The organism is Thauera sp. WH-1 (genome assembly GCF_047806685.1).
GTDB lineage: Bacteria > Pseudomonadota > Gammaproteobacteria > Burkholderiales > Rhodocyclaceae > Thauera.
Genome location: NZ_JBLQGP010000002.1, coordinates 83571 through 104297, shown reverse-complemented (window position 1 = coordinate 104297; position 20727 = coordinate 83571). Strand labels below are relative to the sequence as shown.

Annotated in this window: 22 protein-coding genes; 12 read left to right on the top strand and 10 right to left on the bottom strand. The window is 67.8% G+C overall.

What is annotated here, in order from left to right:
• Window positions 1-2: 2 nt before the first annotated feature.
• Both mreC and ACMV5O_RS02710 read right to left on the bottom strand, forming a co-directional pair.
• Window positions 3-875, bottom strand: coding sequence for a rod shape-determining protein MreC (mreC, locus tag ACMV5O_RS02715; protein WP_416162036.1), 873 nt, complete (start codon window positions 873-875; stop codon window positions 3-5).
• A 68-nt stretch (window positions 876-943) separates the two neighbouring features.
• On the bottom strand, window positions 944-1987 hold the full coding sequence (locus tag ACMV5O_RS02710) for a rod shape-determining protein (protein ID WP_324539733.1): 1044 nt from the start codon (window positions 1985-1987) through the stop codon (window positions 944-946).
• 149 nt (window positions 1988-2136) lie between these two features.
• On the opposite strand from ACMV5O_RS02710, the gene gatC reads away from it, so the two are divergent.
• The 8 genes from gatC (at window position 2137) to ACMV5O_RS02670 (ending at window position 10279) form a co-directional block, all read left to right on the top strand.
• Window positions 2137-2424, top strand: coding sequence for an Asp-tRNA(Asn)/Glu-tRNA(Gln) amidotransferase subunit GatC (gene gatC, locus ACMV5O_RS02705; protein ID WP_416162035.1), 288 nt, complete (start codon window positions 2137-2139; stop codon window positions 2422-2424).
• A 73-nt stretch (window positions 2425-2497) separates the two neighbouring features.
• Complete coding sequence (gene gatA, locus ACMV5O_RS02700) at window positions 2498-3970, top strand: Asp-tRNA(Asn)/Glu-tRNA(Gln) amidotransferase subunit GatA (protein ID WP_416162034.1); 1473 nt, start codon at window positions 2498-2500, stop codon at window positions 3968-3970.
• A 16-nt stretch (window positions 3971-3986) separates the two neighbouring features.
• A complete protein-coding gene (locus ACMV5O_RS02695) occupies window positions 3987-4493 on the top strand; it encodes a hypothetical protein (RefSeq protein WP_416162033.1) in 507 nt (168 codons plus the stop codon).
• Between the two features lie 34 nt (window positions 4494-4527).
• Complete coding sequence (gene gatB, locus ACMV5O_RS02690; protein ID WP_416162032.1) at window positions 4528-5988, top strand: Asp-tRNA(Asn)/Glu-tRNA(Gln) amidotransferase subunit GatB; 1461 nt, start codon at window positions 4528-4530, stop codon at window positions 5986-5988.
• Between the two features lie 156 nt (window positions 5989-6144).
• On the top strand, window positions 6145-7236 hold the full coding sequence (locus ACMV5O_RS02685; protein ID WP_416162031.1) for a YeeE/YedE family protein: 1092 nt from the start codon (window positions 6145-6147) through the stop codon (window positions 7234-7236).
• 73 nt (window positions 7237-7309) lie between these two features.
• Window positions 7310-8146, top strand: a complete 837-nt coding sequence (locus tag ACMV5O_RS02680) for a class II glutamine amidotransferase (RefSeq protein ID WP_416162030.1) — start codon at window positions 7310-7312, stop codon at window positions 8144-8146.
• Between the two features lie 77 nt (window positions 8147-8223).
• Entirely contained in the window at window positions 8224-8643 is a 420-nt protein-coding gene (locus ACMV5O_RS02675) for an HIT family protein (protein WP_416162029.1), read from the top strand.
• A gap of 31 nt (window positions 8644-8674) precedes the next feature.
• On the top strand, window positions 8675-10279 hold the full coding sequence (locus ACMV5O_RS02670) for a hypothetical protein (RefSeq protein ID WP_416162028.1): 1605 nt from the start codon (window positions 8675-8677) through the stop codon (window positions 10277-10279).
• Here the strand turns inward: ACMV5O_RS02670 and phoR are convergent.
• Window positions 10266-11585, bottom strand: coding sequence for a phosphate regulon sensor histidine kinase PhoR (phoR, locus tag ACMV5O_RS02665; RefSeq protein WP_416162027.1), 1320 nt, complete (start codon window positions 11583-11585; stop codon window positions 10266-10268). The genes ACMV5O_RS02670 and phoR overlap by 14 nt on opposite strands.
• A 28-nt stretch (window positions 11586-11613) precedes the next feature.
• Complete coding sequence (gene phoB / locus ACMV5O_RS02660; protein ID WP_416162026.1) at window positions 11614-12324, bottom strand: phosphate regulon transcriptional regulator PhoB; 711 nt, start codon at window positions 12322-12324, stop codon at window positions 11614-11616.
• A gap of 177 nt (window positions 12325-12501) precedes the next feature.
• Between phoB and ACMV5O_RS02655 the strand changes: the two genes are divergently transcribed.
• The 4 genes from ACMV5O_RS02655 to ACMV5O_RS02640 all read left to right on the top strand — a co-directional run bounded on the left by ACMV5O_RS02655 (window position 12502) and on the right by ACMV5O_RS02640 (window position 15238).
• Window positions 12502-12927: a gamma-butyrobetaine hydroxylase-like domain-containing protein gene (locus tag ACMV5O_RS02655; protein ID WP_416162025.1), complete on the top strand. Its 426-nt coding sequence runs from the start codon at window positions 12502-12504 to the stop codon at window positions 12925-12927.
• 7 nt (window positions 12928-12934) lie between these two features.
• A complete protein-coding gene (ubiE, locus tag ACMV5O_RS02650) occupies window positions 12935-13672 on the top strand; it encodes a bifunctional demethylmenaquinone methyltransferase/2-methoxy-6-polyprenyl-1,4-benzoquinol methylase UbiE (protein ID WP_416162024.1) in 738 nt (245 codons plus the stop codon).
• 19 nt (window positions 13673-13691) lie between these two features.
• Window positions 13692-14585 carry a Tim44 domain-containing protein gene (locus tag ACMV5O_RS02645; RefSeq protein WP_416162023.1) on the top strand — a complete coding sequence of 298 codons (894 nt, stop codon included), beginning with the start codon at window positions 13692-13694 and terminating at the stop codon, window positions 14583-14585.
• A gap of 62 nt (window positions 14586-14647) precedes the next feature.
• Window positions 14648-15238 carry a ubiquinone biosynthesis accessory factor UbiJ gene (locus ACMV5O_RS02640; protein WP_416162022.1) on the top strand — a complete coding sequence of 197 codons (591 nt, stop codon included), beginning with the start codon at window positions 14648-14650 and terminating at the stop codon, window positions 15236-15238.
• 90 nt (window positions 15239-15328) lie between these two features.
• On the opposite strand, the gene ACMV5O_RS02635 is transcribed toward ACMV5O_RS02640, so the two are convergent.
• Genes ACMV5O_RS02635 through ACMV5O_RS02610 form a run of 6 tightly spaced genes read right to left on the bottom strand, consistent with a single transcriptional unit; the run spans window position 15329 to window position 20690 of the window.
• Entirely contained in the window at window positions 15329-15754 is a 426-nt protein-coding gene (locus ACMV5O_RS02635; RefSeq protein ID WP_002925429.1) for a F0F1 ATP synthase subunit epsilon, read from the bottom strand.
• Window positions 15755-15808: 54 nt separating this feature from the next.
• Window positions 15809-17209 (bottom strand): F0F1 ATP synthase subunit beta, encoded by a 1401-nt coding sequence (gene atpD, locus ACMV5O_RS02630; RefSeq protein WP_416162021.1) that lies wholly within the window; start codon window positions 17207-17209, stop codon window positions 15809-15811.
• A gap of 26 nt (window positions 17210-17235) precedes the next feature.
• Window positions 17236-18105 carry a F0F1 ATP synthase subunit gamma gene (atpG, locus tag ACMV5O_RS02625; protein WP_416162020.1) on the bottom strand — a complete coding sequence of 290 codons (870 nt, stop codon included), beginning with the start codon at window positions 18103-18105 and terminating at the stop codon, window positions 17236-17238.
• Window positions 18106-18126: 21 nt separating this feature from the next.
• Window positions 18127-19665, bottom strand: a complete 1539-nt coding sequence (gene atpA / locus ACMV5O_RS02620; protein ID WP_416162329.1) for a F0F1 ATP synthase subunit alpha — start codon at window positions 19663-19665, stop codon at window positions 18127-18129.
• A gap of 14 nt (window positions 19666-19679) precedes the next feature.
• A complete protein-coding gene (locus tag ACMV5O_RS02615) occupies window positions 19680-20213 on the bottom strand; it encodes a F0F1 ATP synthase subunit delta (protein ID WP_416162019.1) in 534 nt (177 codons plus the stop codon).
• Between the two features lie 3 nt (window positions 20214-20216).
• Window positions 20217-20690 (bottom strand): F0F1 ATP synthase subunit B, encoded by a 474-nt coding sequence (locus ACMV5O_RS02610; RefSeq protein ID WP_416162018.1) that lies wholly within the window; start codon window positions 20688-20690, stop codon window positions 20217-20219.
• Between the last annotated feature and the right edge of the window lie 37 nt (window positions 20691-20727).

The window sequence follows — 20727 nt, the reverse complement described above, 5'->3', positions numbered from 1 at the left end:
GGTCAGCGTCCTCCCTCGGCTGCGGGTGGTGGCGGCGGGTAGGCGGCGCGGCCCACCACCAGCACCTGCACGCTGCGCTCGATGGCGGCCAGCGGCTCGCACTCGATGCGGGCGAAGGCGTCGGCCTCGCGATCGACGCTGAGCACCGTCGCCACCGGCAGGCCGGGCACGTAGACGCCGTCCAGGCCGGAGGTCACGAGTTGGTCGCCGGGGCGGATGTCCACATCGGCGAGCACATGGCGCATCTCCAGGGTGCCGCGCCCGGTGCCGTAGAGCACGCCACGCACGCCGTTGCGCACCACGCTGACCGGAATCGACTGCCGACGGTCGGTGAGCAGGGTCACTTCGGACTGGATCGGATGCACGCGCGTGATCTGGCCGATCACGCCGCGCGCATCGACCACCGCCAGCCCGGCCTCCACGCCCTGCTGCGCACCGCGGTCGAGGATGACTTTGCGTGCGAAAGGGTCGGGGGCGTTGTAGAGGATGTCGGCGGCCACGCTGCGCACCGCGATGCGCTGCGACATCTCCAGCAAGGCGCGCAGCTGCGCGTTCTCGCGCTCGAGATGGTCGAAGCGCAGCAGGCGCTCGCCGACGTCGAGCTGGTGGCGGCGCAGCTCGGCGTTCTCGAGCTGGACGTCGATCAGGGTGCCGAAGTAGCGCGTGGCGTTGCGCACCACATCGGCCGGCGTGGACGCGGCCATCTGCAGCGGGTAGGTGATCACCGACAGGCCGTTGCGCAGCACCTCGAGGTAGCGAAAGCGCAGGTCCGCCACCAGCAGCACGAGGCACAGGGCGACAAACATGAACAGGCGCGCCAGCGGCGCCGGGCCGCGCTTGAAGATCGGTGGGGGCTGATGGCCGACGAAAGACATCCGAAAAAACCAGGGCCGTCAGGTTGCACGGTGTCGCCACGCCCCGGCGCGCGCGCCGGAGCGGGACATCACTCGGAGGTGAAGATGGAGGCGAGCTGGTCCATCTTGTCGAGCGCCATGCCGCAGCCGCGCGCCACGCAGGTCAGCGGTTCCTCGGCCACCACCACCGGCAGGCCGGTCTCTTCCATCAGCAGGCGGTCGAGGTCGCGCACCAGGGCGCCGCCGCCGGTCAGCATCATGCCGCGCTCGGCGATGTCGGCACCGAGCTCGGGCGGGGTCTGCTCGAGACCGATCTTGACCGCGGAGACGATCTGGTTCATCGGCTCGGCGAGCGCCTCGAGGATCTCGTTGGACGAGATCGTGAAGCTGCGCGGAATGCCCTCGGCCAGGTTGCGGCCCTTGACCTCCATCTCGCGCACCTCGGAGCCGGGAAAGGCCGAGCCGATCTCCTTCTTGATCTTCTCGGCGGTGGTCTCGCCGATGAGCATGCCGTAGTTGCGGCGGATGTAATTGACGATGGACTCGTCGAACTTGTCGCCGCCGACGCGGATGCTGCCCGAGTACACGATGCCGCCGAGCGAGATGACGCCAACCTCGGTGGTGCCGCCGCCGATGTCGACCACCATCGAGCCGGTCGCATCCGACACCGGCAGGCCGGCGCCGATCGCGGCCGCCATCGGCTCCTCGATCAGGAACACCTGCGAGGCGCCGGCCGCCAGGGCGGCGTCGCGGATCGCGCGGCGCTCGACCTGGGTCGAACCGCAGGGCACGCAGATGATGATGCGCGGGGAGGGCGACAGCAGGCGCGAGTCGTGCACCTTCTTGATGAACTGCTTGATCATCTGCTCGGTGACGACGAAGTCGGCGATCACGCCGTCCTTCATCGGCCGGATGGCGGTGATGTTGCCGGGCGTCTTGCCAAGCATCAGCTTGGCCTGGTGGCCGACGGCCTGGATCGAGCGCTTGGCATTGGGCCCGCCCTCGGTGCGGATCGCCACCACGGAGGGCTCGTCGAGGACGATGCCTTTGCCGCGCACGTATATCAGCGTGTTGGCCGTGCCGAGATCGATCGCGAGATCGCTGGAGAAATAGGAGCGCAGGAAACCGAACATGAAACCTTCCGAAACCGGTGGACTGTGTGGATCGCGTGCCGCATCGCGATGGCCCCGGACGCGGGCGCCACGGGGTGTAGCCCCAGGCGGGGCAAAGAGGATTATGATAACCTACAAACCTTTGTGGATTCAGCAGGTTTTGTTACCTCATGTCGCTGTCCAATGAACAAGTGGGCCACATCGCCCGCCTCGCACGGGTCGCGCTGACCGACGCCGAAATCGACGCCACCCGGACCAAGCTCAACGACATCTTCGCGCTCATCGAGCAGATGCAGGCGGTCGACACCGCGGGCGTCGAACCGATGAGCCATGCGCAGGAATTCGGCACCCGCCTGCGCGCCGACCTCGTCACCGACACCGACCGCCGCGACGCCTTCCAGCAGATCGCGCCGCAGACCGAAGCCGGCCTCTACCTGGTGCCGAAAGTCATCGAATGAGCGCCGCGCCGGGGCGTTGCCCGCGCGCCCTGCCCGAGCCCCTGCCCGAGCCCCTCTCCTGCCTGCAGACCCCATGATCAACGCATCCCTTCCGGAACTGCGCCGCGCGCTCGACGCGCGGCAGATCTCCAGCGTCGAACTCGCGACCCTGTTCCTCGACCGCATCGACGCGCTCAACCCCGAGCTCAACGCCTTCATCACCGTCGACCGCGAGGGTGCGCTCGCCGCCGCGCGTGCGGCCGACGAACGCATTGCGGCCGGCCAGGCCGGCGCGCTCACCGGCATCCCGCTCGCGCACAAGGACGTGTTCTGCACCGAAGGCGTGCTGACCACCTGCGGCTCGAAGATGCTGGCCAACTTCGTCAGCCCCTACGACGCCCACGTGGTGAGCCTGCTCAAGGCGGCCGGCGCGGTGAGCCTGGGCAAGGCGAACATGGACGAGTTCGCGATGGGCTCGTCGAACGAGAGCTCGTACTACGGCGCGGTGAAGAACCCGTGGAAGCTTGCGCGTGTTCCCGGCGGCTCGTCGGGCGGCTCGGCCGCCGCAGTGGCCGCGCGCCTGGCGCCGATCGCCACCGGCACCGACACCGGCGGCTCGGTGCGCCAGCCGGCGGCCTTCTGCGGCATCACCGGCATCAAGCCCACCTATGGCCTGGTGAGCCGCTGGGGCATGATCGCCTACGCCTCCTCGCTCGACCAGGGCGGCGCCTTCGGCGCCAGCGCCGAAGACTGCGCGCTGCTGCTGTCGGCGATGACCGGCTTCGACGAGCGTGACTCCACCAGCCTGGAGCGCCCCACCGAGAACTATGCCGCCGCGCTCGCCGCGCCCGCCTCCACCCGCCCGCTCGAGGGCCTGCGCATAGGCCTGCCGCGCGAGTTCTTCGCCGAGGGCATGGCCGACGACGTGCGTGCTGCGGTCGAGGCCGCGCTCGCGCAATACCGCGCCCTGGGCGCCACCACGGTCGAGGTCTCGTTGCCCAACGCCAAGCTGGCGATCCCGGCCTACTATGTGATCGCGCCGGCCGAGTGCTCGAGCAACCTGTCCCGCTTCGACGGCGTGCGCTACGGCCACCGCGCCGCCGACTACGGCGACCTCGTCGACATGTACAGCAAGAGCCGCGCCGAGGGCTTCGGCGCCGAGGTCAAGCGCCGCATCCTGATCGGCACCTACGTCCTGTCGCACGGCTACTACGACGCCTACTACCTGCAGGCGCAGCGCCTGCGCCGCCTGATCGCACAGGACTTCCAAGCCGCGCTGCAGCACTGCGACCTCATCGCCGGCCCGACCACGCCGCGCACCGCCTGGGCGCTGGGCGAGATGGCGGACGACCCGGTGCAGATGTACCTGTCGGACATCTACACCATCGCGGTCAACCTCGCAGGGCTGCCCGGCCTGTCGCATCCCGCGGGCTTTGGCAGCGACGGCCTGCCGGTGGGCATGCAGCTGATCGGCGACTACTTCGCCGAGAGCCGGCTGCTGAACGCCGCCCACCGCTTCCAGCAGGCCACCGACTGGCATGTCCGGCGGCCGGCATGTGCGGCCTGACGCGCCTGCCGCGGCGATGAGGAGCAGCCTGCGTCGCGCCAGCCTGGGGGCCTCGGCGGCCGTCCTGCTCGGCGCCTGCGCAAGCCCCCCGCCACCGCCGTCACCGAGCGCGGGCGCAGGGACGATCCCCGAAGCCTGGCTGGAACGGCCGACCGCAGCCGCCGGCCGCCTGCAGCCGATGCCGGTGCGCCCCTTCGACGTCAGCACCGACTGCCGCTTCCGCGACGAAGCGGGCTACCTCACCGTGGTCCGCCTCGACATCGCGCAATCGGACGTGCGCGCCTTCAGCGCCGCGGTCGACATTCCGCGCCGCGGCAGCTGCCGCTTCGAGGGCCCGTTCACGCAGACCCGCCGCCTGCCCAGCGTGCAGCTCAGCGCCAGCGACGGCTGCACGGTGAATATCTGGGAACAGGGCGAAGCGGTCACCGTCGGCTTCGCCAACTGCGCCGGCCGCTGCACGCGGGGCGCCTTCGACTACGTGTGGCCGATCATCGTCGATCGGTCGAACGGACAGTGTCATTGAAGCGGGCCGATCGCCTGCAACGAGAGAATCGACCATGAGCAGAACGGATTGGGAAGTCGTCATCGGACTGGAAGTCCACGCCCAGCTCAACACCGCCAGCAAGATCTTTTCCGGCGCCAGCACCGCCTTCGGCGCCGAGCCCAACCGCCAGGCGAGCGCGGTGGACATCGCCCTGCCCGGCGTGCTGCCGGTGCTCAACCGCGGCGCGGTCGAGCGTGCGATCCGCTTCGGGCTCGCGATCGGCGCCCATGTCGCCGAGAAGAGCGTGTTCGCACGCAAGAACTACTTCTACCCCGACCTCCCCAAAGGCTACCAGATCAGCCAGATGGACCTGCCGGTCGTGGTCGGGGGCGCGATCACGATCCGCGTCGGCGAGGGTGAGGCCGCCTACGAGAAGACCGTGCGCCTGACCCGCGCCCACCTCGAGGAAGACGCGGGCAAGAGCCTGCACGAGGACTTCCACGGCATGACCGGCATCGACCTCAACCGCGCCGGCACGCCGCTGCTCGAGATCGTTTCCGAGCCCGACATGCGCTCCTCCGCCGAGGCCGTGGCCTACGCCCGCACGCTGCATGCGCTGGTACGCTGGATCGACATCTGCGACGGCAACATGCAGGAAGGCTCGTTTCGCTGCGACGCCAACGTGTCGGTGCGCAAGAAGGGTGCGGCCGAGTTCGGCACGCGGCGCGAGATCAAGAACCTCAACTCCTTCCGCTTCCTGCAGCAGGCGATCGATTACGAGGTCCAGTGGCAGATCGACACCCTGGAGGACGGCGGCCGCGTCCAGCAGGCCACCGTGCTGTTCGACCCCGACACGGGCGAGACGCGCATGATGCGCAGCAAGGAAGACGCCCACGACTACCGCTACTTCCCCGACCCCGACCTGCTGCCGCTGATGATCGCGCCGGAGTGGAAGGCACGCGTGCAGGCGGCGATGCCCGAGCTGCCGGGGGCGATGAAGGCGCGCTTCATGCACGACTGGGGCCTGTCGGCCTATGACGCCACCACCCTCACCGCCTCCAAGGAGGTCGCCGACTTCTACCAGGCCACGGTGTCGGCGGCCGGTGCGGCGCTCGCCAAACCCTGCGCCAACTGGGTGATGGGCGATCTCGCCGCGCGCCTCAACAAGGCCGAGCTCGACGTCACCGCCTCGCCGGTGTCGCCCGCGCAGCTCGCCGGGCTGGTGGCGCGCATCGCCGACAACACGATCTCGAACGCCATCGCCAGGAAGGTGTTCGAGGCGCTGTGGAACGGCGAAGGCCAGACCGCCGACGACATCATCGACAAGCAAGGCCTCAAGCAGGTCACCGATACGGGCGCGATCGAGGCCATGATCGACGACGTGCTGGCGGCCAACCCGAAGTCGGTGGACGAATTCCGCGCCGGCAAGGAGAAGGCCTTCAACGCGCTGGTCGGCCAGGTCATGAAGGCCAGCAAGGGCAAGGCCAGCCCGGCCCAGGTGAACGAGCTGCTGAAGCGCAAGCTGGGCGGCTGAGCCTCGCCCTGACCGGCGGCGGCCCGTTTGCCGCCGCCGCGTGACGCAGGCTTGCGCTGCGTCAATGTCCTCCCCTCTAATTCGTCACATTCTTATATTCTTGAATGCTGGCGAGTGCTGTACGACGCGGGTCCGAGCGCCGCGCGGGAGGAGGACATGACGACGATGATCGAGCTCATCGAATGGCTGGGGGAGGATCGCAGCCTGGCGCTGGGGGGCCTGTTCATCGGCGGCTTGTTCGGCTTTCTCGCCCAGCGTTCGCGTTTCTGCCTGCGCGCCGCCGTGGTCGAGGTGGCGCGCGGCGAGCTCGGCCCCAAGCTCGCCGTCTGGCTGCTCGCCTTCTCGTCCGCGATCATCCTCACCCAGGGCCTGATCCTCGCGGGCCTGTTCGATACCGCCAACGTACGCCAGCTTGCCAGTCAGGGAAGCCTGTCCGGTGCCGCAATCGGCGGCCTGCTGTTCGGCATCGGCATGGTCCTCGCCCGCGGCTGCTCGAGCCGCCTGCTGGTGCTGGCGGCAAACGGCAACCTGCGTGCCCTGCTGTCCGGGCTGATCTTCGCCGTCACCGCCCAGGCCGCGATGAGCGGCGCCCTGTCGCCATGGCGCGAGGCGCTCGCCGCGCTGTGGGTGATCGACGGCGGCAGCGCGCGCGACCTGCTCGCCCTCAGTGGCCTGGGCAGGAGCGGCGGGCTGGTGTTCGGCCTCGTCTGGCTCGCCGGCGCCATCGTGTTCGCCAGGCGCAGCCGCATCGCGCCGTGGGGCTGGATGGGCGGCATCGGCGCCGGCCTGACGGTGGGACTGGCGTGGTGGTTCACCCATCGCATGGCCGGTCTCAGCTTCGAGCCGACGCCGGTGCAGAGCCTGTCCTTCACCGGCCCCTCGGCCGATGTGCTGATGCGCGTGCTGTCGCCGCCGGGCCAGCCCCTCAATTTCGACCTCGGCATGGTGCCGGGCGTCTTTGTCGGCTCCTTCGTCGCTGCGCTGCTGGCCCGCGAGCTCAAGCTCGAAGGTTTCCAGGGCGGCCACGCGATGCGCCGCTACATCGTCGGTGCGGTACTGATGGGCTTTGGCGGCATGCTCGCCGGCGGCTGTGCGGTCGGCGCCGGCGTGTCGGGGGCGGCGGTGTTTGCCCTCACCGCATGGGTGACGCTGAGCGCCATGTGGCTCGCCGCCAGCCTGACCGACTGGCTGGTCGACCGCCAGGGCGCCGCCAGGGCGCGCACGGCGACGGCACCCAGTGCACCCTGAGGCCGCGCGCGGCCGGGATCTGCGGTCGCTTCGCTATACTGCGGCCTTATTGCCCGCTGCCCGGAGTGCGACCATGTGCCAGTTGCTCGGCATGAACTGCAACGTGCCGACCGATATCTGCTTTTCCTTCGCCGGCTTTCGCGCGCGCGGCGGACGCACGGACCACCATCGGGACGGCTGGGGCATCGCCTTCTTCGAGGGCACGGGCGTGCGCATGTTCCTCGACCCCGCGCCCAGCGCGCACTCCCCGGTGGCCGAACTGGTCAAGCACTACCCGATCCGCTCGCTCAATGTCATCGCGCACATCCGCAAGGCCACCCAGGGCGAGGTTCGGCTCGAGAACACCCACCCCTTCCAGCGCGAGCTGTGGGGGCGCTACTGGATCTTCGCTCACAACGGCAACCTGCGCGCGTTTGCGCCCACCCTGTCCGGGCGCTTCCTGCCGGTCGGCACGACCGACTCCGAGCTCGCCTTCTGCGCCATCCTCGATGCGCTGGCCAGCCGCTTTCCGCAGGGCCGGCCGGCGCCGGCCGAGCTGCATGGCGCGCTGCGCGAGCTGGCCTGCGAGATCGGCGGCCAGGGCGAGTTCAACTTCCTGCTCTCGGACGGCGACTGGCTGTTCGCCCATTGCTCCTCGCGCCTGTGCTACATCGTGCGCCAGGCCCCCTTCCCGGTCGCCCACCTGTCGGACGAGGATCTCGCCGTCGACTTCAACGAGGTGACGACGCCCGACGACCGCGTCGCGGTGATCGCCACCACTGCGCTCACCGACAACGAATCGTGGACCGACATCCCGCCCGGCACACTGGTGGCCTTCCACAACGGCGCACCGGCGCCGCTCGGCGACGGCACCACCGTGGCGCAGGATTACCCGCGGCCGTCCGCAGCCGGGCCGAGCCCGAATGCGTAACAATTCCTCGTGTGCAGGATTTGGACCGGGTTAGAGTGTGAGTCCCGAAATGCCTCCCCAGCCGATCGAGATCAACCATGGATTGCCCCTTGTGCGCCCTGCCGCCCGAACACATCGTCTGGGAAGACGACCGCTGCCGGGTGATCCGTGTCGATGACCCCGCCCACCCCGGCTTCTGCCGCGTGGTGTGGGGCGAACACGTCGCCGAGATGACCGACCTCGTCGGCGCCGATCGCCGGCACCTGCTCGCGGTGGTAATGGCGACCGAGGCCGCGCTGCGCGGCCTGCTCCACCCCGACAAGATCAACCTCGCCAGCTTTGGCAACATGGTGCCGCACCTGCACTGGCACGTGATCCCGCGCTACCGCGACGACCGCCACTTTCCGGAGTCCGTGTGGGGCGCCGCGCAGCGCGACGGCGTCGTCCACCCCGCAGCCGACCCCGTTGCCCTCGCACGCGCCATCGACGACGCGCTCAGCCTCGCGCACGCGGACTGAGCCGGCCGCGCGCGAACCTCGACCCTACGCCATGGATTACACCCACCCCTCCGCCTGCCTCGACCTGCTGCAGCGCCTTCATCCGATCGACGTCAAGGCCACGCACCAGACGCTGGTGCAAATTGTGCACGGCTTGCTCGAGGGTCGCCCCGCCCCCAACCAGCACCTCGAGGTGCTCGAAGCCGCGCGTGACACGCTGAGCTTCGCGCAGGGCGAGATGGCGCGGCGCTATGCCGCCCACCCGCTGCCGCCCGACAGCGAGGAGAACGCCACCCTCGGCCGCGTGATCGCCCTGTGGCAGGACATGGCGCGGTCCTACGCACGCATCGCCGACGCCGACGCGACCGAGGGCACGCTGGACGACCAGCGTGCCCTGCTGATGCAACGCCGCATCCTGTACGAGGGCCTGGCCCTGATCGAGTACTTCCGTGCCCATCGCGCACTCGAGCCGGGCATGTGGCGCACCCTGCACAGGAGCTATGCCAGCGCGCTCGAGCAGGGCCTCGCCCGCATCCGGGTCTCCGAGCCGCTCAACGAAACCTGGCGCGCGCAAAGCCCGCACGAGGCCTACGTCGCGATCCTGCTCGTCGATCTCGCCAACCCCTACGGCCGCAGCGAGCGCGAGCTGAGCTGGATCGTGCGCTGGGCGCAGCGCTTCGCGCCCTACTGCGCGGTCGATGCCGAGCTGGAGAGCTCGAAGTCGACCACCTACGGGGTCGATTTCGAGCTCGACCAGGGCCTGCGCCCGCTCGGCCTGCTCGCCCGCACGCCGAGCCTGATGCGTTTCGACGGCAGCGCGCTGGCAACCCAGATCCAGGCCGTGATGGCGCAGTTCAAGCGCGGCGTCAAACCGGCCTCGCTTGGACTGGGCGAGGATTGCTCGACCGGCGACGCCGGCCGTCTGTTGCTGTCGCTGTACCGGCCCTGGGGGCTGGCCGCCGCCGGCAGGCGCTTTCCGCGACGCAGCAAGGCCGGCGAGGTCGAGCTCACCGGGGACTGGCTGGGCATGGGCTTCGCCATCCAGGGCGAGCTGTTCCAGCAGCCGCGCACGACCTCGCCGCACCGTCCGCGGGCCGACGACATCGCGCTGCTCACCTTCCGCGAGCGCGCGAGCCTGGTCCCCGATCCGCAACGTGAGCTGCAACGGCGCAAGGAGCAGGCCGAGATGCTCGGTCTCGAATGCGAGCGCTGGGGTCTGCTCGACCAGTCGGTCGGCGGCTTCCGGCTGCAGCGCCGCAGCGTCGCGTCGCGCCTCGAGCATCACCAGCTCATCGCCATCCGGCCGCCCGACGGCGAGCAGTTCCTGCTGGGCGACCTGAGCTGGCTGATGTACCGCGCCGAAGGCATGCTCGAAATCGGCGTCAATGTGCTGCCCGGCATCCCGCGCGTGCTGGCGATCCGCCAGACCAGCAACGGCGGCCGCGAGCCCTACCACCAGGCCTTCCTGCTGCCGGCCTCGCCAGCCCTGAAGTCCGCCCCCTCGCTGGTGCTGCCGGCGCAGTGGTTCCGGCGCGGACGGATCCTCGAGCTGCGCCAGGACGGCGTCGCACGCAAGGTCGAACTGAGCAAGCTGTTGCTGCGAGGTGCCAATTTCGACCAGTGCAGCTTCGACGAGGTCGAGCCTATTCCCGCCTGAGGCGTGCCGCCGGGAAACGCATCGTGAAGCGGCTGCCCTTGCCCAGTTCGCTGTCGACCGCCAGTTCGCCCTGGTGGCGGGTGACGATGTGCTTGACGATCGCCAGGCCGAGGCCGGTGCCGCCGGTCTCGCGCGAGCGCCCGCGGTCGACCCGGTAGAAGCGCTCGGTCAGACGCGGGATGTGCGTCGGATCGATGCCGATCCCGTCATCGCTGACCCAGTACTCGCCGCCCTCGGCGCTGGCGCGCCAGCCGATCTCGATGTGCCCGCCGGCCGGCGTGTAGCGCACCGCATTGCTGGCAAGGTTGGCGAACGCGCTGTGCAACTCCTTGCGGCTGCCGAGCACGGCAGCCTCGCCGCCCTCCAGCACCAGCCGGATCTCGTGGCGGCCGGCCGACAGCAGCTCGGTCTCGGCCGCGACCTCGCGCACCAGGCCGATGGCATCGACCAGCTCGTCGACCTGGGCAGGCGCACCGGTCTCCAGCGCCGACAGCGTCAACAGCCCCTCGATCAGGCGCTTCATGCGGTCCGACTGCTCGCTCGCCAGGCTCAGGTACTGGATGACCTCCTCGCGCGAATAGTGGTCGATGCCGTCGATCAGGGTCTCGAGAAAGCCCCCCACCACGGTCAGCGGCGTGCGCAGCTCGTGCGACACGTTGGCGACGAAGTCGCGCCGCATGTTCTCCAGGCGCTCGAGCTGGGAGATGTCGCGCGACAGCACCATGCGCCGCTTGCCGGCAAAGGTGATGACCAGGATCTGCAGCGCGCGGTCGCGCCGGCGCTGCGAGTGCATCACCAGCGGCTCGCTGAAATCGTTCGCGGCCAGGTAGGCGACGAACTCGGGCTGGCGGATCAGGTTCTGCAGCGGCGCGCGCAGATCGTGCCGACGGTCGAGGTCGAAATGCTGCTCGGCCATCGGGTTCATCCATTCGATCGTGTCGTCCTCGTCGAGGTACAGCACGCCGTCCGGCATCGCTTGCGCCGCCTGCTGGAATCGCCCAAGCTGGGCCGACAGCCTTTCCTTGACCTCGCATTCACGCTGCAGGCGCTCGCCGATCTCGGCGAACACGCCTCCCCACACGCCTTCTCCCTGCGGCACGGGGGTGCCGACCGGCTGTCGCGCCCATTCCACGAGCGCGAGCAGGTTGCGCACGAGCAGAATGGCTGACGCGATGAGGCCCACCAGCAGCATGGCCAGCGCCGCATCGGCACCGCGATACGCCGCCGCCAGCGCCGCCAGCACGATGACCGCGATGAAGGGCGTGGCGGCACCGATACCGATATAGCGCAGGGGTCTGAGGATCACGCTGGGGCCGCTCGGGATGGGCTGTCGATCAGGACGCAGCCGAGCTCAGCGGCGCCTGCACCGAGAAGCGGTAGCCGCTGCCGCGCACGGTCTGGATCAGGCTGTCGTGGGCACTGGGCTCGAGCGCGCAACGCAGGCGCCGGATATGGACGTCGACGGTGCGTTCCTCGACGAACACGTGATCGCCCCAGACCTGGTCGAGCAACTGGGCACGTGAATGCACGCGCTCGGGATGGGTCATGAGAAAGTGCAGCAGACGAAACTCGGTCGGCCCGAGGGCGAGCGCGGTCTGGCCGGCGCTCACCCGGTGCGTGGCGGGGTCGAGGCGCAGGCCGCCGAGCTCGACCGCGTCCTCGGTCGCCTGGGGCGCGCGCCGACGCAACACTGCCTTGATGCGGGCGACCAGCTCGCGCGGGCTGAAGGGCTTGGTGATGTAGTCATCGGCGCCGGTCTCGAGCCCGGTGACCTTGTCCTGCTCCTCGCCCCGCGCAGTGAGCATGATGATGGGAATCTCGCGGGTGCGCTCTTCGGCGCGCAGGCGGCGCGCAAACTCGACCCCGGAGGCGCCCGGCAGCATCCAGTCGAGCAGGACCAGGTCGGGCAGCGCCTCGCGCACGATGCGCTGGGCCGTCTCCGCATCCGCGGCACGCACGACGTGGTGCCCGGCACGCGCGAGGTTGGCGGCAATCAGTTCCTGAATCGCCGGTTCGTCTTCCACAAGCAAGATGTTCGCTGGCATGCCTCGACTCCGTGTAAGCAGCAGCGGCAGTGTATTGCAGCTCTTTGACGCTTTCATGACACGTCATCGCAGTGAAACACCACCGTGGCGGCGCGGGCCTGCCCCGCTGGCGCCGGCACTGGGAACGGCCGGCACCGATTCGGGTATGATTGTGGCCCCAAAACCGGGACTGAAACCATGGCCGGACTCGATCGCAACACGCCGATTCCCACCGAGATCACGGTGCACCGCAAGTCCAGGCGTCTCGAGATCGCCTTTGACGACGGCAGCCGCTTCGAACTGCCCTTCGAATTCCTGCGCGTGTACTCGCCCTCCGCCGAGGTCCGCGGCCACGGCCCCGGGCAGGAGACCCTGCAGCAGGGCAAGCGCGACGTCGACATCGTCGACATCTCGCCGGTCGGCAACTACGCCATCAAGCCGGTGTTCTCCGATGGGCACGACAGCGGCCTGTACTCATGGGACTACCTTTACGGGCTCGGGCGCGAGCAGGAGGCGCTGTGGGCGGCCTACCTCGAGCGCCTCGAGCACGAGGGCGGTACCCGCGACCCGGCCCTGCTCCCGCCGCCGGCGCCGAAGGGTGGCGGTTGCGGCCATCACCACTGAGCACATCATGAGCGACAAGACGACGCACTTCGGCTACCAGACGGTGGCCGAGGAACAGAAGGAAAAGAAAGTGGCCGAGGTCTTCTCCTCGGTCGCGAGCAAGTACGACATCATGAACGACCTGATGTCGTTCGGCCTGCACCGGATCTGGAAGGCCTTCACCATCCAGGTTTCGGGCGTGCGCGAGGGCGACCGCGTGCTCGACGTCGCCGGCGGCACCGCCGACCTCTCGCTCGCGTTTGCACGGAAGGTGGGCAGGGCCGGCCAGGTGTGGCTCACCGACATCAACCACGCCATGCTCACGCGTGGCCGCGACCGCATGATCGACCGCGGCGTCCCGATGCCGGCGGCGCAATGCAATGCCGAAAAGCTACCCTTCCCCGACGACTGGTTCGACTGCGTCACGGTCGCCTTCGGGCTGCGCAACATGACACACAAGGACGTCGCCCTGGCCGAGATGCGCCGCGTGCTGCGCCCGGGCGGCCGCCTGCTGGTGCTGGAGTTCTCGCGCGTATGGAAGCCGCTGTCACCGCTCTACGACCTCTATTCCTTCAAGCTGCTGCCCTGGATGGGCGACAAGGTGGCGCGCGACGCCGACAGCTATCGCTACCTCGCCGAATCCATCCGCATGCACCCGGGGCAGGAAGAATTGAAGTCCATGATGGAACAAGCCGGCCTTGGCCGGGTCGACTACTTCAACCTGAGTGCCGGCGTTGTTGCGCTGCACCGTGGCTACAAGATCTGAACCTGGAGACTCAACACCCATGAAATCCTTCTTCCTCTCGCTCGTCCTTGCGATCGCTTCCTTCGCCATGGTGATCCCCGAGGCCGAGGCCAAGCGCCTTGGCGGCGGCAGCAGCTTCGGCATGCAGCGCCAGGCCACACCGCCGTCGCAGCCGCGCCAGCCCGCCGCCACCCAGCAGCAGGCACCGCGTCAGGGTGCTGCCGCGCCTGCGGCCCAGAGCCGCTCGTGGATGGGTCCGATCGCCGGCCTCGCCGCCGGCCTCGGCCTCGCGGCGCTGTTCTCGCATCTGGGTCTCGGCGAAGGCTTCGCCAACTTCTTCATGATCCTGCTGCTCGCCGCAGCGGCCTTCTTCATCTTCCGCATGATCTTCCGCCGCAATGCCGGCGCGAACGCCCAGCAAGGTCGTGGCCTGCAGTACGCCGGCGCGCCGGCTGCGGCGGGCAGCACCACGGGCAACACCATGCCCTTCCAGGGCCAGCCGGCATTGAGCAGCGGCGCCGCGCAGGGCGAGCCGGCAAGCAGCGGGCTCGACAAGGCGATTGCATCGGGCTTCGACACCGAAGGTTTTGCGCGTCAGGCCAAGCTGAACTTCATCCGCCTGCAGGCGGCCAACGATGCCGGCAATCTCGACGACCTGCGCGAATTCACCACGCCCGAGGTGTTCGCCGAATTGTGCATGCAGCTCAACGAGCGCCGTGGCGCCGAACAGCGCACCGACGTCGCCGAACTCAATGCCGAAGTGATCGACGTCGAGGAAGCCGACAACCGCTACGTGGTGAGTGTGCGTTTCGATGGCCTGCTGCGCGAAGAGGCCGATGCCGCGCCGGTGGCCTTCAACGAGATCTGGCACCTCACCAAGCCGGTCAGCGGCAGCGGTGGGTGGCTGATCGCCGGCGTGCAGCAGCTCCAGTAAGCCCGCTCGCGTAACCCCGGGAGGCACTGCTCAGGTGCCTCCTTCTTTTTTGGCAGCGCCGCATGCTCTCCAGCGCCTTCCTGTCGGCCACCAACCACCTCCTCGCCCAGTCCGGCTGGGCACGCCAGCGCCTGCAGCCCCACGCCGGGCAGACGGCCAGACTGGCGCTCAGTCCCATCGGCGACGTGGACTTCTGCGTGACGGCCGACGGCTACCTCGCCGAGTGGGCAGGCGAGGCTCCGCCCGACGTCGGCCTGCGCGTCGCCGTCGGTGAATTGCCGCGGCTACTGGTCGATGGGCTGGAAACGGCGATGCGTCACGTGCGCATTGAGGGCAACGCCGAATTTGCCGAGGCCCTCGGCTTCGTGTTCCGCCACCTGCGCTGGGACGCCGAGGAAGACCTGTCGCGGGTGTTCGGCGACATCACCGCCCACCGCCTGATGGACACCGGCCGCAAGCTGGTCGCCGAAGGTCGGCGGTCAGCGGAGCGTGTGGGCGGCAATGTCGCCGAATACCTCACCGAAGAAGCCCCGCTGCTGGTACCGAGGGCGGCACTCGCGCCCTTCGCCCAGTCGCTGGTTGCGCTGCGCGACGATGCGGCGCGGCTCGAGAAACGCATCAGGCGCCTGGAACAGCGCGCCCGGCGCGCGTAAGCCGCGGCCGTCGCCGCCTTCGCGCTTCTGCAGCCAAAAAAAAGCAGCTCCGAAGAGCCGCTTTCCTGATGCGCCGGCGAAGGGCGCTGCTCAGTGACCGCGCTTGCGCAGCCGCTGGATGGCGGCGAGTTGCGCCACCGCCTCCATCAGCTCGGCCTGGGCCTTGGCGTAGTCCAGACGCGCGGTCTGGTTGGCCATCGCTTCCTCGGCCTTGCGTTTGGCTTCGAGCGCCTTGGCCTCGTCCAGATCCTTACCGCGGATCGCGGTGTCGGCGAGCACCGTCACCAGACCCGGTTGAACTTCCAGCAGGCCACCCGCGACGAAGACCAGCTCGTCTTCGGTCGCGTTCTGGGCACGCACCCGCACGGCACCCGGCTTGATCCGGGTCATGAGCGGCATGTGACCAGGCAGGATGCCGAGTTCACCCGTCTCGCCAGGCAGCGCGACGAATTCGGCCAGCCCGGAGAAGATCTGTTCTTCCGCACTGACGATGTCGACGTGAACCGTCATAGCCATAGTGTTTCCTCTTGATGTCCCGCGCGCCATGATGGCGGCGCGCGGGCAGCCTCGTTACTGGAGCTTCTTGGCCTTTTCGATGGCCTCGTCGATGTTGCCGACCATGTAGAAGGCCTGTTCCGGCAGGCTGTCCAGTTCGCCGCTGACGATCATCTTGAAGCCCTTGATCGTGTCCTTCAGCGAGACGTACTTGCCCGGCGAGCCGGTGAACACTTCCGCCACGTGGAAGGGCTGCGACAGGAAGCGCTGGATCTTGCGCGCGCGCGCCACGGCAAGCTTGTCTTCCGGCGACAGTTCGTCCATGCCCAGAATCGCGATGATGTCGCGCAGTTCCTTGTACTTCTGCAGGGTCTGCTGGACCTGACGGGCAACGCCATAGTGCTCTTCGCCCACGACTAGCGGATCGAGCTGGCGCGAGGTCGAGTCGAGCGGATCCACGGCCGGGTAGATACCCAGCGCGGCGATGTCACGCGACAGCACGACGGTGGAGTCGAGGTGCAGGAAGGTGGTGGCGGGCGACGGGTCGGTCAAGTCATCCGCGGGCACATAAACGGCCTGGATCGAGGTGATCGAGCCCACCTTGGTCGAGGTGATGCGCTCCTGCAGGCGGCCCATTTCCTCGGCCAGCGTCGGCTGATAGCCCACCGCGGACGGCATCCGGCCCAGCAGCGCGGACACTTCGGTACCGGCCAGGGTGTAGCGGTAGATGTTGTCCACGAAGAACAGGATGTCGCGGCCTTCGTCACGGAAGCGCTCGGCCATGGTCAGGCCGGTCAGCGCCACGCGCAGACGGTTGCCCGGGGGCTCGTTCATCTGGCCGAACACCATCGCGACCTTGTCGAGCACGTTGGAGTCCTTCATCTCGTGGTAGAAGTCGTTGCCCTCACGGGTACGCTCACCCACGCCAGCGAACACCGACAGGCCTGAGTGCTGCTTGGCGATGTTGTTGATCAGCTCCATCATGTTCACGGTCTTGCCCACACCGGCGCCACCGAACAGGCCGACCTTGCCGCCCTTGGCGAACGGGCAGATCAGGTCGATCACCTTGATGCCGGTCTCGAGCAGCTCGACCGACGGCGACAGCTCGTCGAACTTGGGCGCCTTCTGGTGGATGGCGCGCAGCTCGTCGGTCTCGATCGGACCGGCTTCGTCGATCGGACGACCCAGCACGTCCATGATGCGGCCGAGCGTGCCGTGGCCGACGGGGACCGAGATCGGCTTGCCGGTGCCGGAAACCTTCATGCCGCGGCGCAGGCCGTCGGAAGAACCCAGCGCGATGGTCCGCACCACGCCGTCACCGAGTTGCTGCTGGACCTCGAAGGTCAGGCCAGCTTCGGCGAAGGAGTCGGCAGCGTCCTCGAGCTTCAGGGCGTCATACACCTTGGGCATCGAATCGCGCGGGAACTGGATGTCCACCACGGCGCCGATGCACTGAACGATCGTACCTTGACTCATCGTCATATCCTTAAATCAATAATCCGTTACACCGCGGCGGCGCCGCCGACGATTTCCGACAGCTCCTTGGTGATCGCGGCCTGGCGGGTCTTGTTGTAGACCAGCTGCAGTTCGCCAATCACGTTCTTGGCATTGTCGGAAGCGGCCTTCATTGCCACCATGCGCGCGCTCTGTTCGGATGCCATGTTCTCGGCCACGGCCTGATAGACCAGCGCCTCGACATAGCGGACCAGCAGCTCGTCGATGACGACCTGGGGGTCCGGCTCGTAGAGGTAGTCCCATGAGCTCTCGGGCGTACCCAGCTTCTCGCCGGTGAGCGGCAGCACCTGCTCGAGCACCGGCTCCTGCTTCATGGTGTTCACGAAGCGGGTATAGGCGAGGTAAACCGCGTCGAGCTCGTCGTTCTGGAACGCGTCGAGCATGACCTTGACCGGACCGATCAGCTTCTCCAGGTGCGGCGTGTCACCCAACTGGGTGACGTTCGACGCCACCTTGGCGCCCATGCGCTGCATGAAGCCCAGACCCTTGTTGCCGATGCAGCAGGCACGGATCTCGGTCACGCCCGAGGACTCCCAGTCCTTCATCGCGTTGAGTGCGACGCGCTGGACGTTGGTGTTGAGGCCACCGCACAAACCCTTGTCGGTGGTCACCAGGATCAGCCCCACCCGCTTGACCTGGTCCTTGCGGACCAGGAAGGGGTGCTTGTAGTCGGTCACATTGGCCTGGGACAGATTCGCGGCGAGTCGGCGGATTTTCTCGGCAAAGGGGCGGGCAGCACGCATCCGGTCCTGCGCCTTGCGCATCTTGGACGCGGCCACCATCTCCATGGCCTTGGTGATCTTGCGCGTGTTCTGCACGCTCTTGATCTTGGTACGGATTTCCTTACCGCTAGCCATATTCCGTCTCCCTCGCCAGCCTTAGGACCAGCTCTTCTTGAACTCGGCGATCGCGGCAGCCAGGGTCTTTTCGCCGTCGGCGTCGAGTTCCTTCTTGCTCAGGATCGAGGAGACCAGATCGGCCTTCTGGCTCTTGACGTACTGCAGCAGCGCGGCTTCGAAGGCCAGCACGCGACCCACATCGACGTCATCGAAGTAGCCGTTGTTCACCGCGTACAGCACGATGGCCATCTCGGCGATCGACATCGGCGAGTACTGGGCCTGCTTCATCAGCTCGGTCACGCGGCGGCCGCGCTCGAGCTGCTTGCGGGTCGCGTCGTCGAGGTCGGAAGCGAACTGGGCGAAGGCCGCGAGCTCGCGGTACTGCGCGAGGTCGGTACGGATGCCGCCGGACAGCTTCTTGACGACCTTGGTCTGCGCGGCACCACCGACGCGGGACACCGAGATACCGGCGTTGATCGCGGGACGGATACCGGCGTTGAAGAGGTCGGTCTCGAGGAAGATCTGGCCGTCGGTAATCGAGATGACGTTGGTCGGAACGAACGCGGAGACGTCGCCGGCCTGGGTCTCGATGACGGGCAGCGCGGTCAGCGAGCCGGTCTTGCCCTTGACTTCGCCGTTGGTGAACTTCTCGACGTAGTCGGCGTTCACGCGCGCGGCGCGCTCGAGCAGGCGCGAGTGCAGGTAGAACACGTCGCCCGGGTAGGCTTCACGGCCCGGCGGACGGCGCAGCAGCAGCGAGACCTGGCGGTAGGCCCAAGCCTGCTTGGTGAGGTCGTCATAGACGATGAGGGCATCCATGCCGCGGTCGCGGAAGTACTCGCCCATGGTGCAGCCCGAGTAGGCAGCCAGGTACTGCATGGCGGCGGACTCGGAGGCGGTGGCGGCGACGACGATGGTGTATTCCATCGCGCCGTTCTCTTCCAGCTTGCGCACGACGTTGGCGACGGTCGAGGCCTTCTGGCCGATGGCCACGTACACGCAGTACATGTCCTGGCCCTTCTGGTTGATGATCGCGTCGACCGCAACGGCAGTCTTGCCGGTCTGGCGGTCGCCGATGATCAGCTCGCGCTGACCACGGCCGATCGGCACCATGGAGTCAACCGACTTCAGGCCGGTCTGCACCGGCTGCGAAACGGACTGGCGGGCGATGACGCCCGGCGCGACCTTCTCGATCTTGTCGGTGAGCTTGGCGTTGATCGGGCCCTTGCCATCGATCGGCTGGCCCAGGGCATTGACGACGCGACCGACCAGCTCGGGGCCGACGGGCACTTCGAGAATGCGGCCGGTGGCCTTGACGGTGTCGCCTTCGGTGATGTGCTCGTATTCGCCGAGCACCACCGCGCCGACCGAATCACGCTCGAGGTTGAGCGCCATGCCGAAGGTGTTGCCGGGGAACTCAAGCATCTCGCCCTGCATCACGTCGGTCAGGCCGTGGATGCGGGTGATGCCGTCGGTGACGGAAACCACCGTGCCCTCGTTGCGCGACGTGGCGGCGAGCTGCAGGTTCTGGATCCGGCTCTTGATCAGGTCACTGATCTCAGAGGGGTTGAGTTGCATAGACATTTATGCTCCTAGTTCTTAAGCGCAGCGGCCATGTTCGCGAGCTTGCCGCGGACCGAGGCGTCGATGACTTCGTCGCCGACGGCGATGCGGACCCCACCGATCAGTTCGGGGGCGAGTGTGACCGTCACGTTGATGGCGGCCTTGAAGCGAGCTTCGAGGTCTGCCTTCAATGCGGCCAGCGCTGCATCGTCGAGCGGGAAGGCGGAGGCGATTTCCGCCTCCAGGACGCCTTCGTGTTCGTTCTTGAGAGCAACGAACAGGTCACGGATCTCCGGAAGCACCAGCAGGCGTTCGTTGTCCACGAGGACACGGACAAAGTTCTGCTGTTCGGCGGTCAGTTCACCCGCAACGTCCTGCACCAGCTTGTTGAGCTGGTCGGCAGAAAGGTTGGGATTCTTGAAGCACGCCTGCATGTCGGGATCGGCGGCCAGGCTGGCCAGCCGATCCAGTGCTTCCGACCAAGGCCCCAGCGCACCTGCCCCGCGAGCCAGCTCGAAGGCGGCATCGGCATAGGGGCGCGCGATGGTGACGTTCTCGGCCATGACTTATTGCAGTTCCTGTTTCAGGTTGGCAAGCAGTTCGGCATGCACCTGGGCATTGATCTCGCGGCGCAGGATCTTCTCGGCGCCGGCAACGGCCAGATGGGCGACCTGGTCGCGCAGGGCTTCCTTGGCACGTTGCGCTGCGGCGCCGGCTTCGGATTCAGCGGCTTCGCGCGCTGCGGCAATGATGCGGGCGGCTTCGGCGCGGGCCTCGTCGATCAGCTGGCTCGCCTGCTTTTCAGCAGAGGTACGCACGTCGCCCGCGGATTCGCGGGCCTTGCGCAGTTCCTCGACGACCTTCTTCTCGGCGAGTGCCAGATCAGCCTTGGCCTTGTCCGCAGCTGCCAGCCCGTCGGCGATTTTCTTCGCACGCTCGTCCAGTGCCTTCACGATGGGCGGCCACACGAATTTCATCGTGAACCACGCCAGAATGAAGAACACAACGAGCTGGGCTATCAGAGTTGCGTTCAAATTCACGGTTCTTGGCCCTCAGGTTGGTTCAATAAAGGATGAA

Excerpts from the sequence above, each read along its gene's own strand:
- mreC (WP_416162036.1), bottom strand. The coding sequence starts at position 875 with ATGTCTTTCGTCGGCCATCAGCCCCCACCGATCTTCAAGCGCGGCCCG.
- ACMV5O_RS02710 (WP_324539733.1), bottom strand. The coding sequence starts at position 1,987 with ATGTTCGGTTTCCTGCGCTCCTATTTCTCCAGCGATCTCGCGATCGAT.
- gatC (WP_416162035.1), top strand. The coding sequence starts at position 2,137 with ATGTCGCTGTCCAATGAACAAGTGGGCCACATCGCCCGCCTCGCACGG.
- gatA (WP_416162034.1), top strand. The coding sequence starts at position 2,498 with ATGATCAACGCATCCCTTCCGGAACTGCGCCGCGCGCTCGACGCGCGG.
- ACMV5O_RS02695 (WP_416162033.1), top strand. The coding sequence starts at position 3,987 with ATGAGGAGCAGCCTGCGTCGCGCCAGCCTGGGGGCCTCGGCGGCCGTC.
- gatB (WP_416162032.1), top strand. The coding sequence starts at position 4,528 with ATGAGCAGAACGGATTGGGAAGTCGTCATCGGACTGGAAGTCCACGCC.
- ACMV5O_RS02685 (WP_416162031.1), top strand. The coding sequence starts at position 6,145 with ATGACGACGATGATCGAGCTCATCGAATGGCTGGGGGAGGATCGCAGC.
- ACMV5O_RS02680 (WP_416162030.1), top strand. The coding sequence starts at position 7,310 with ATGTGCCAGTTGCTCGGCATGAACTGCAACGTGCCGACCGATATCTGC.
- ACMV5O_RS02675 (WP_416162029.1), top strand. The coding sequence starts at position 8,224 with ATGGATTGCCCCTTGTGCGCCCTGCCGCCCGAACACATCGTCTGGGAA.
- ACMV5O_RS02670 (WP_416162028.1), top strand. The coding sequence starts at position 8,675 with ATGGATTACACCCACCCCTCCGCCTGCCTCGACCTGCTGCAGCGCCTT.
- phoB (WP_416162026.1), bottom strand. The coding sequence starts at position 12,324 with ATGCCAGCGAACATCTTGCTTGTGGAAGACGAACCGGCGATTCAGGAA.
- ACMV5O_RS02655 (WP_416162025.1), top strand. The coding sequence starts at position 12,502 with ATGGCCGGACTCGATCGCAACACGCCGATTCCCACCGAGATCACGGTG.
- ubiE (WP_416162024.1), top strand. The coding sequence starts at position 12,935 with ATGAGCGACAAGACGACGCACTTCGGCTACCAGACGGTGGCCGAGGAA.
- ACMV5O_RS02645 (WP_416162023.1), top strand. The coding sequence starts at position 13,692 with ATGAAATCCTTCTTCCTCTCGCTCGTCCTTGCGATCGCTTCCTTCGCC.
- ACMV5O_RS02640 (WP_416162022.1), top strand. The coding sequence starts at position 14,648 with ATGCTCTCCAGCGCCTTCCTGTCGGCCACCAACCACCTCCTCGCCCAG.
- ACMV5O_RS02635 (WP_002925429.1), bottom strand. The coding sequence starts at position 15,754 with ATGGCTATGACGGTTCACGTCGACATCGTCAGTGCGGAAGAACAGATC.
- atpD (WP_416162021.1), bottom strand. The coding sequence starts at position 17,209 with ATGAGTCAAGGTACGATCGTTCAGTGCATCGGCGCCGTGGTGGACATC.
- atpG (WP_416162020.1), bottom strand. The coding sequence starts at position 18,105 with ATGGCTAGCGGTAAGGAAATCCGTACCAAGATCAAGAGCGTGCAGAAC.
- atpA (WP_416162329.1), bottom strand. The coding sequence starts at position 19,665 with ATGCAACTCAACCCCTCTGAGATCAGTGACCTGATCAAGAGCCGGATC.
- ACMV5O_RS02615 (WP_416162019.1), bottom strand. The coding sequence starts at position 20,213 with ATGGCCGAGAACGTCACCATCGCGCGCCCCTATGCCGATGCCGCCTTC.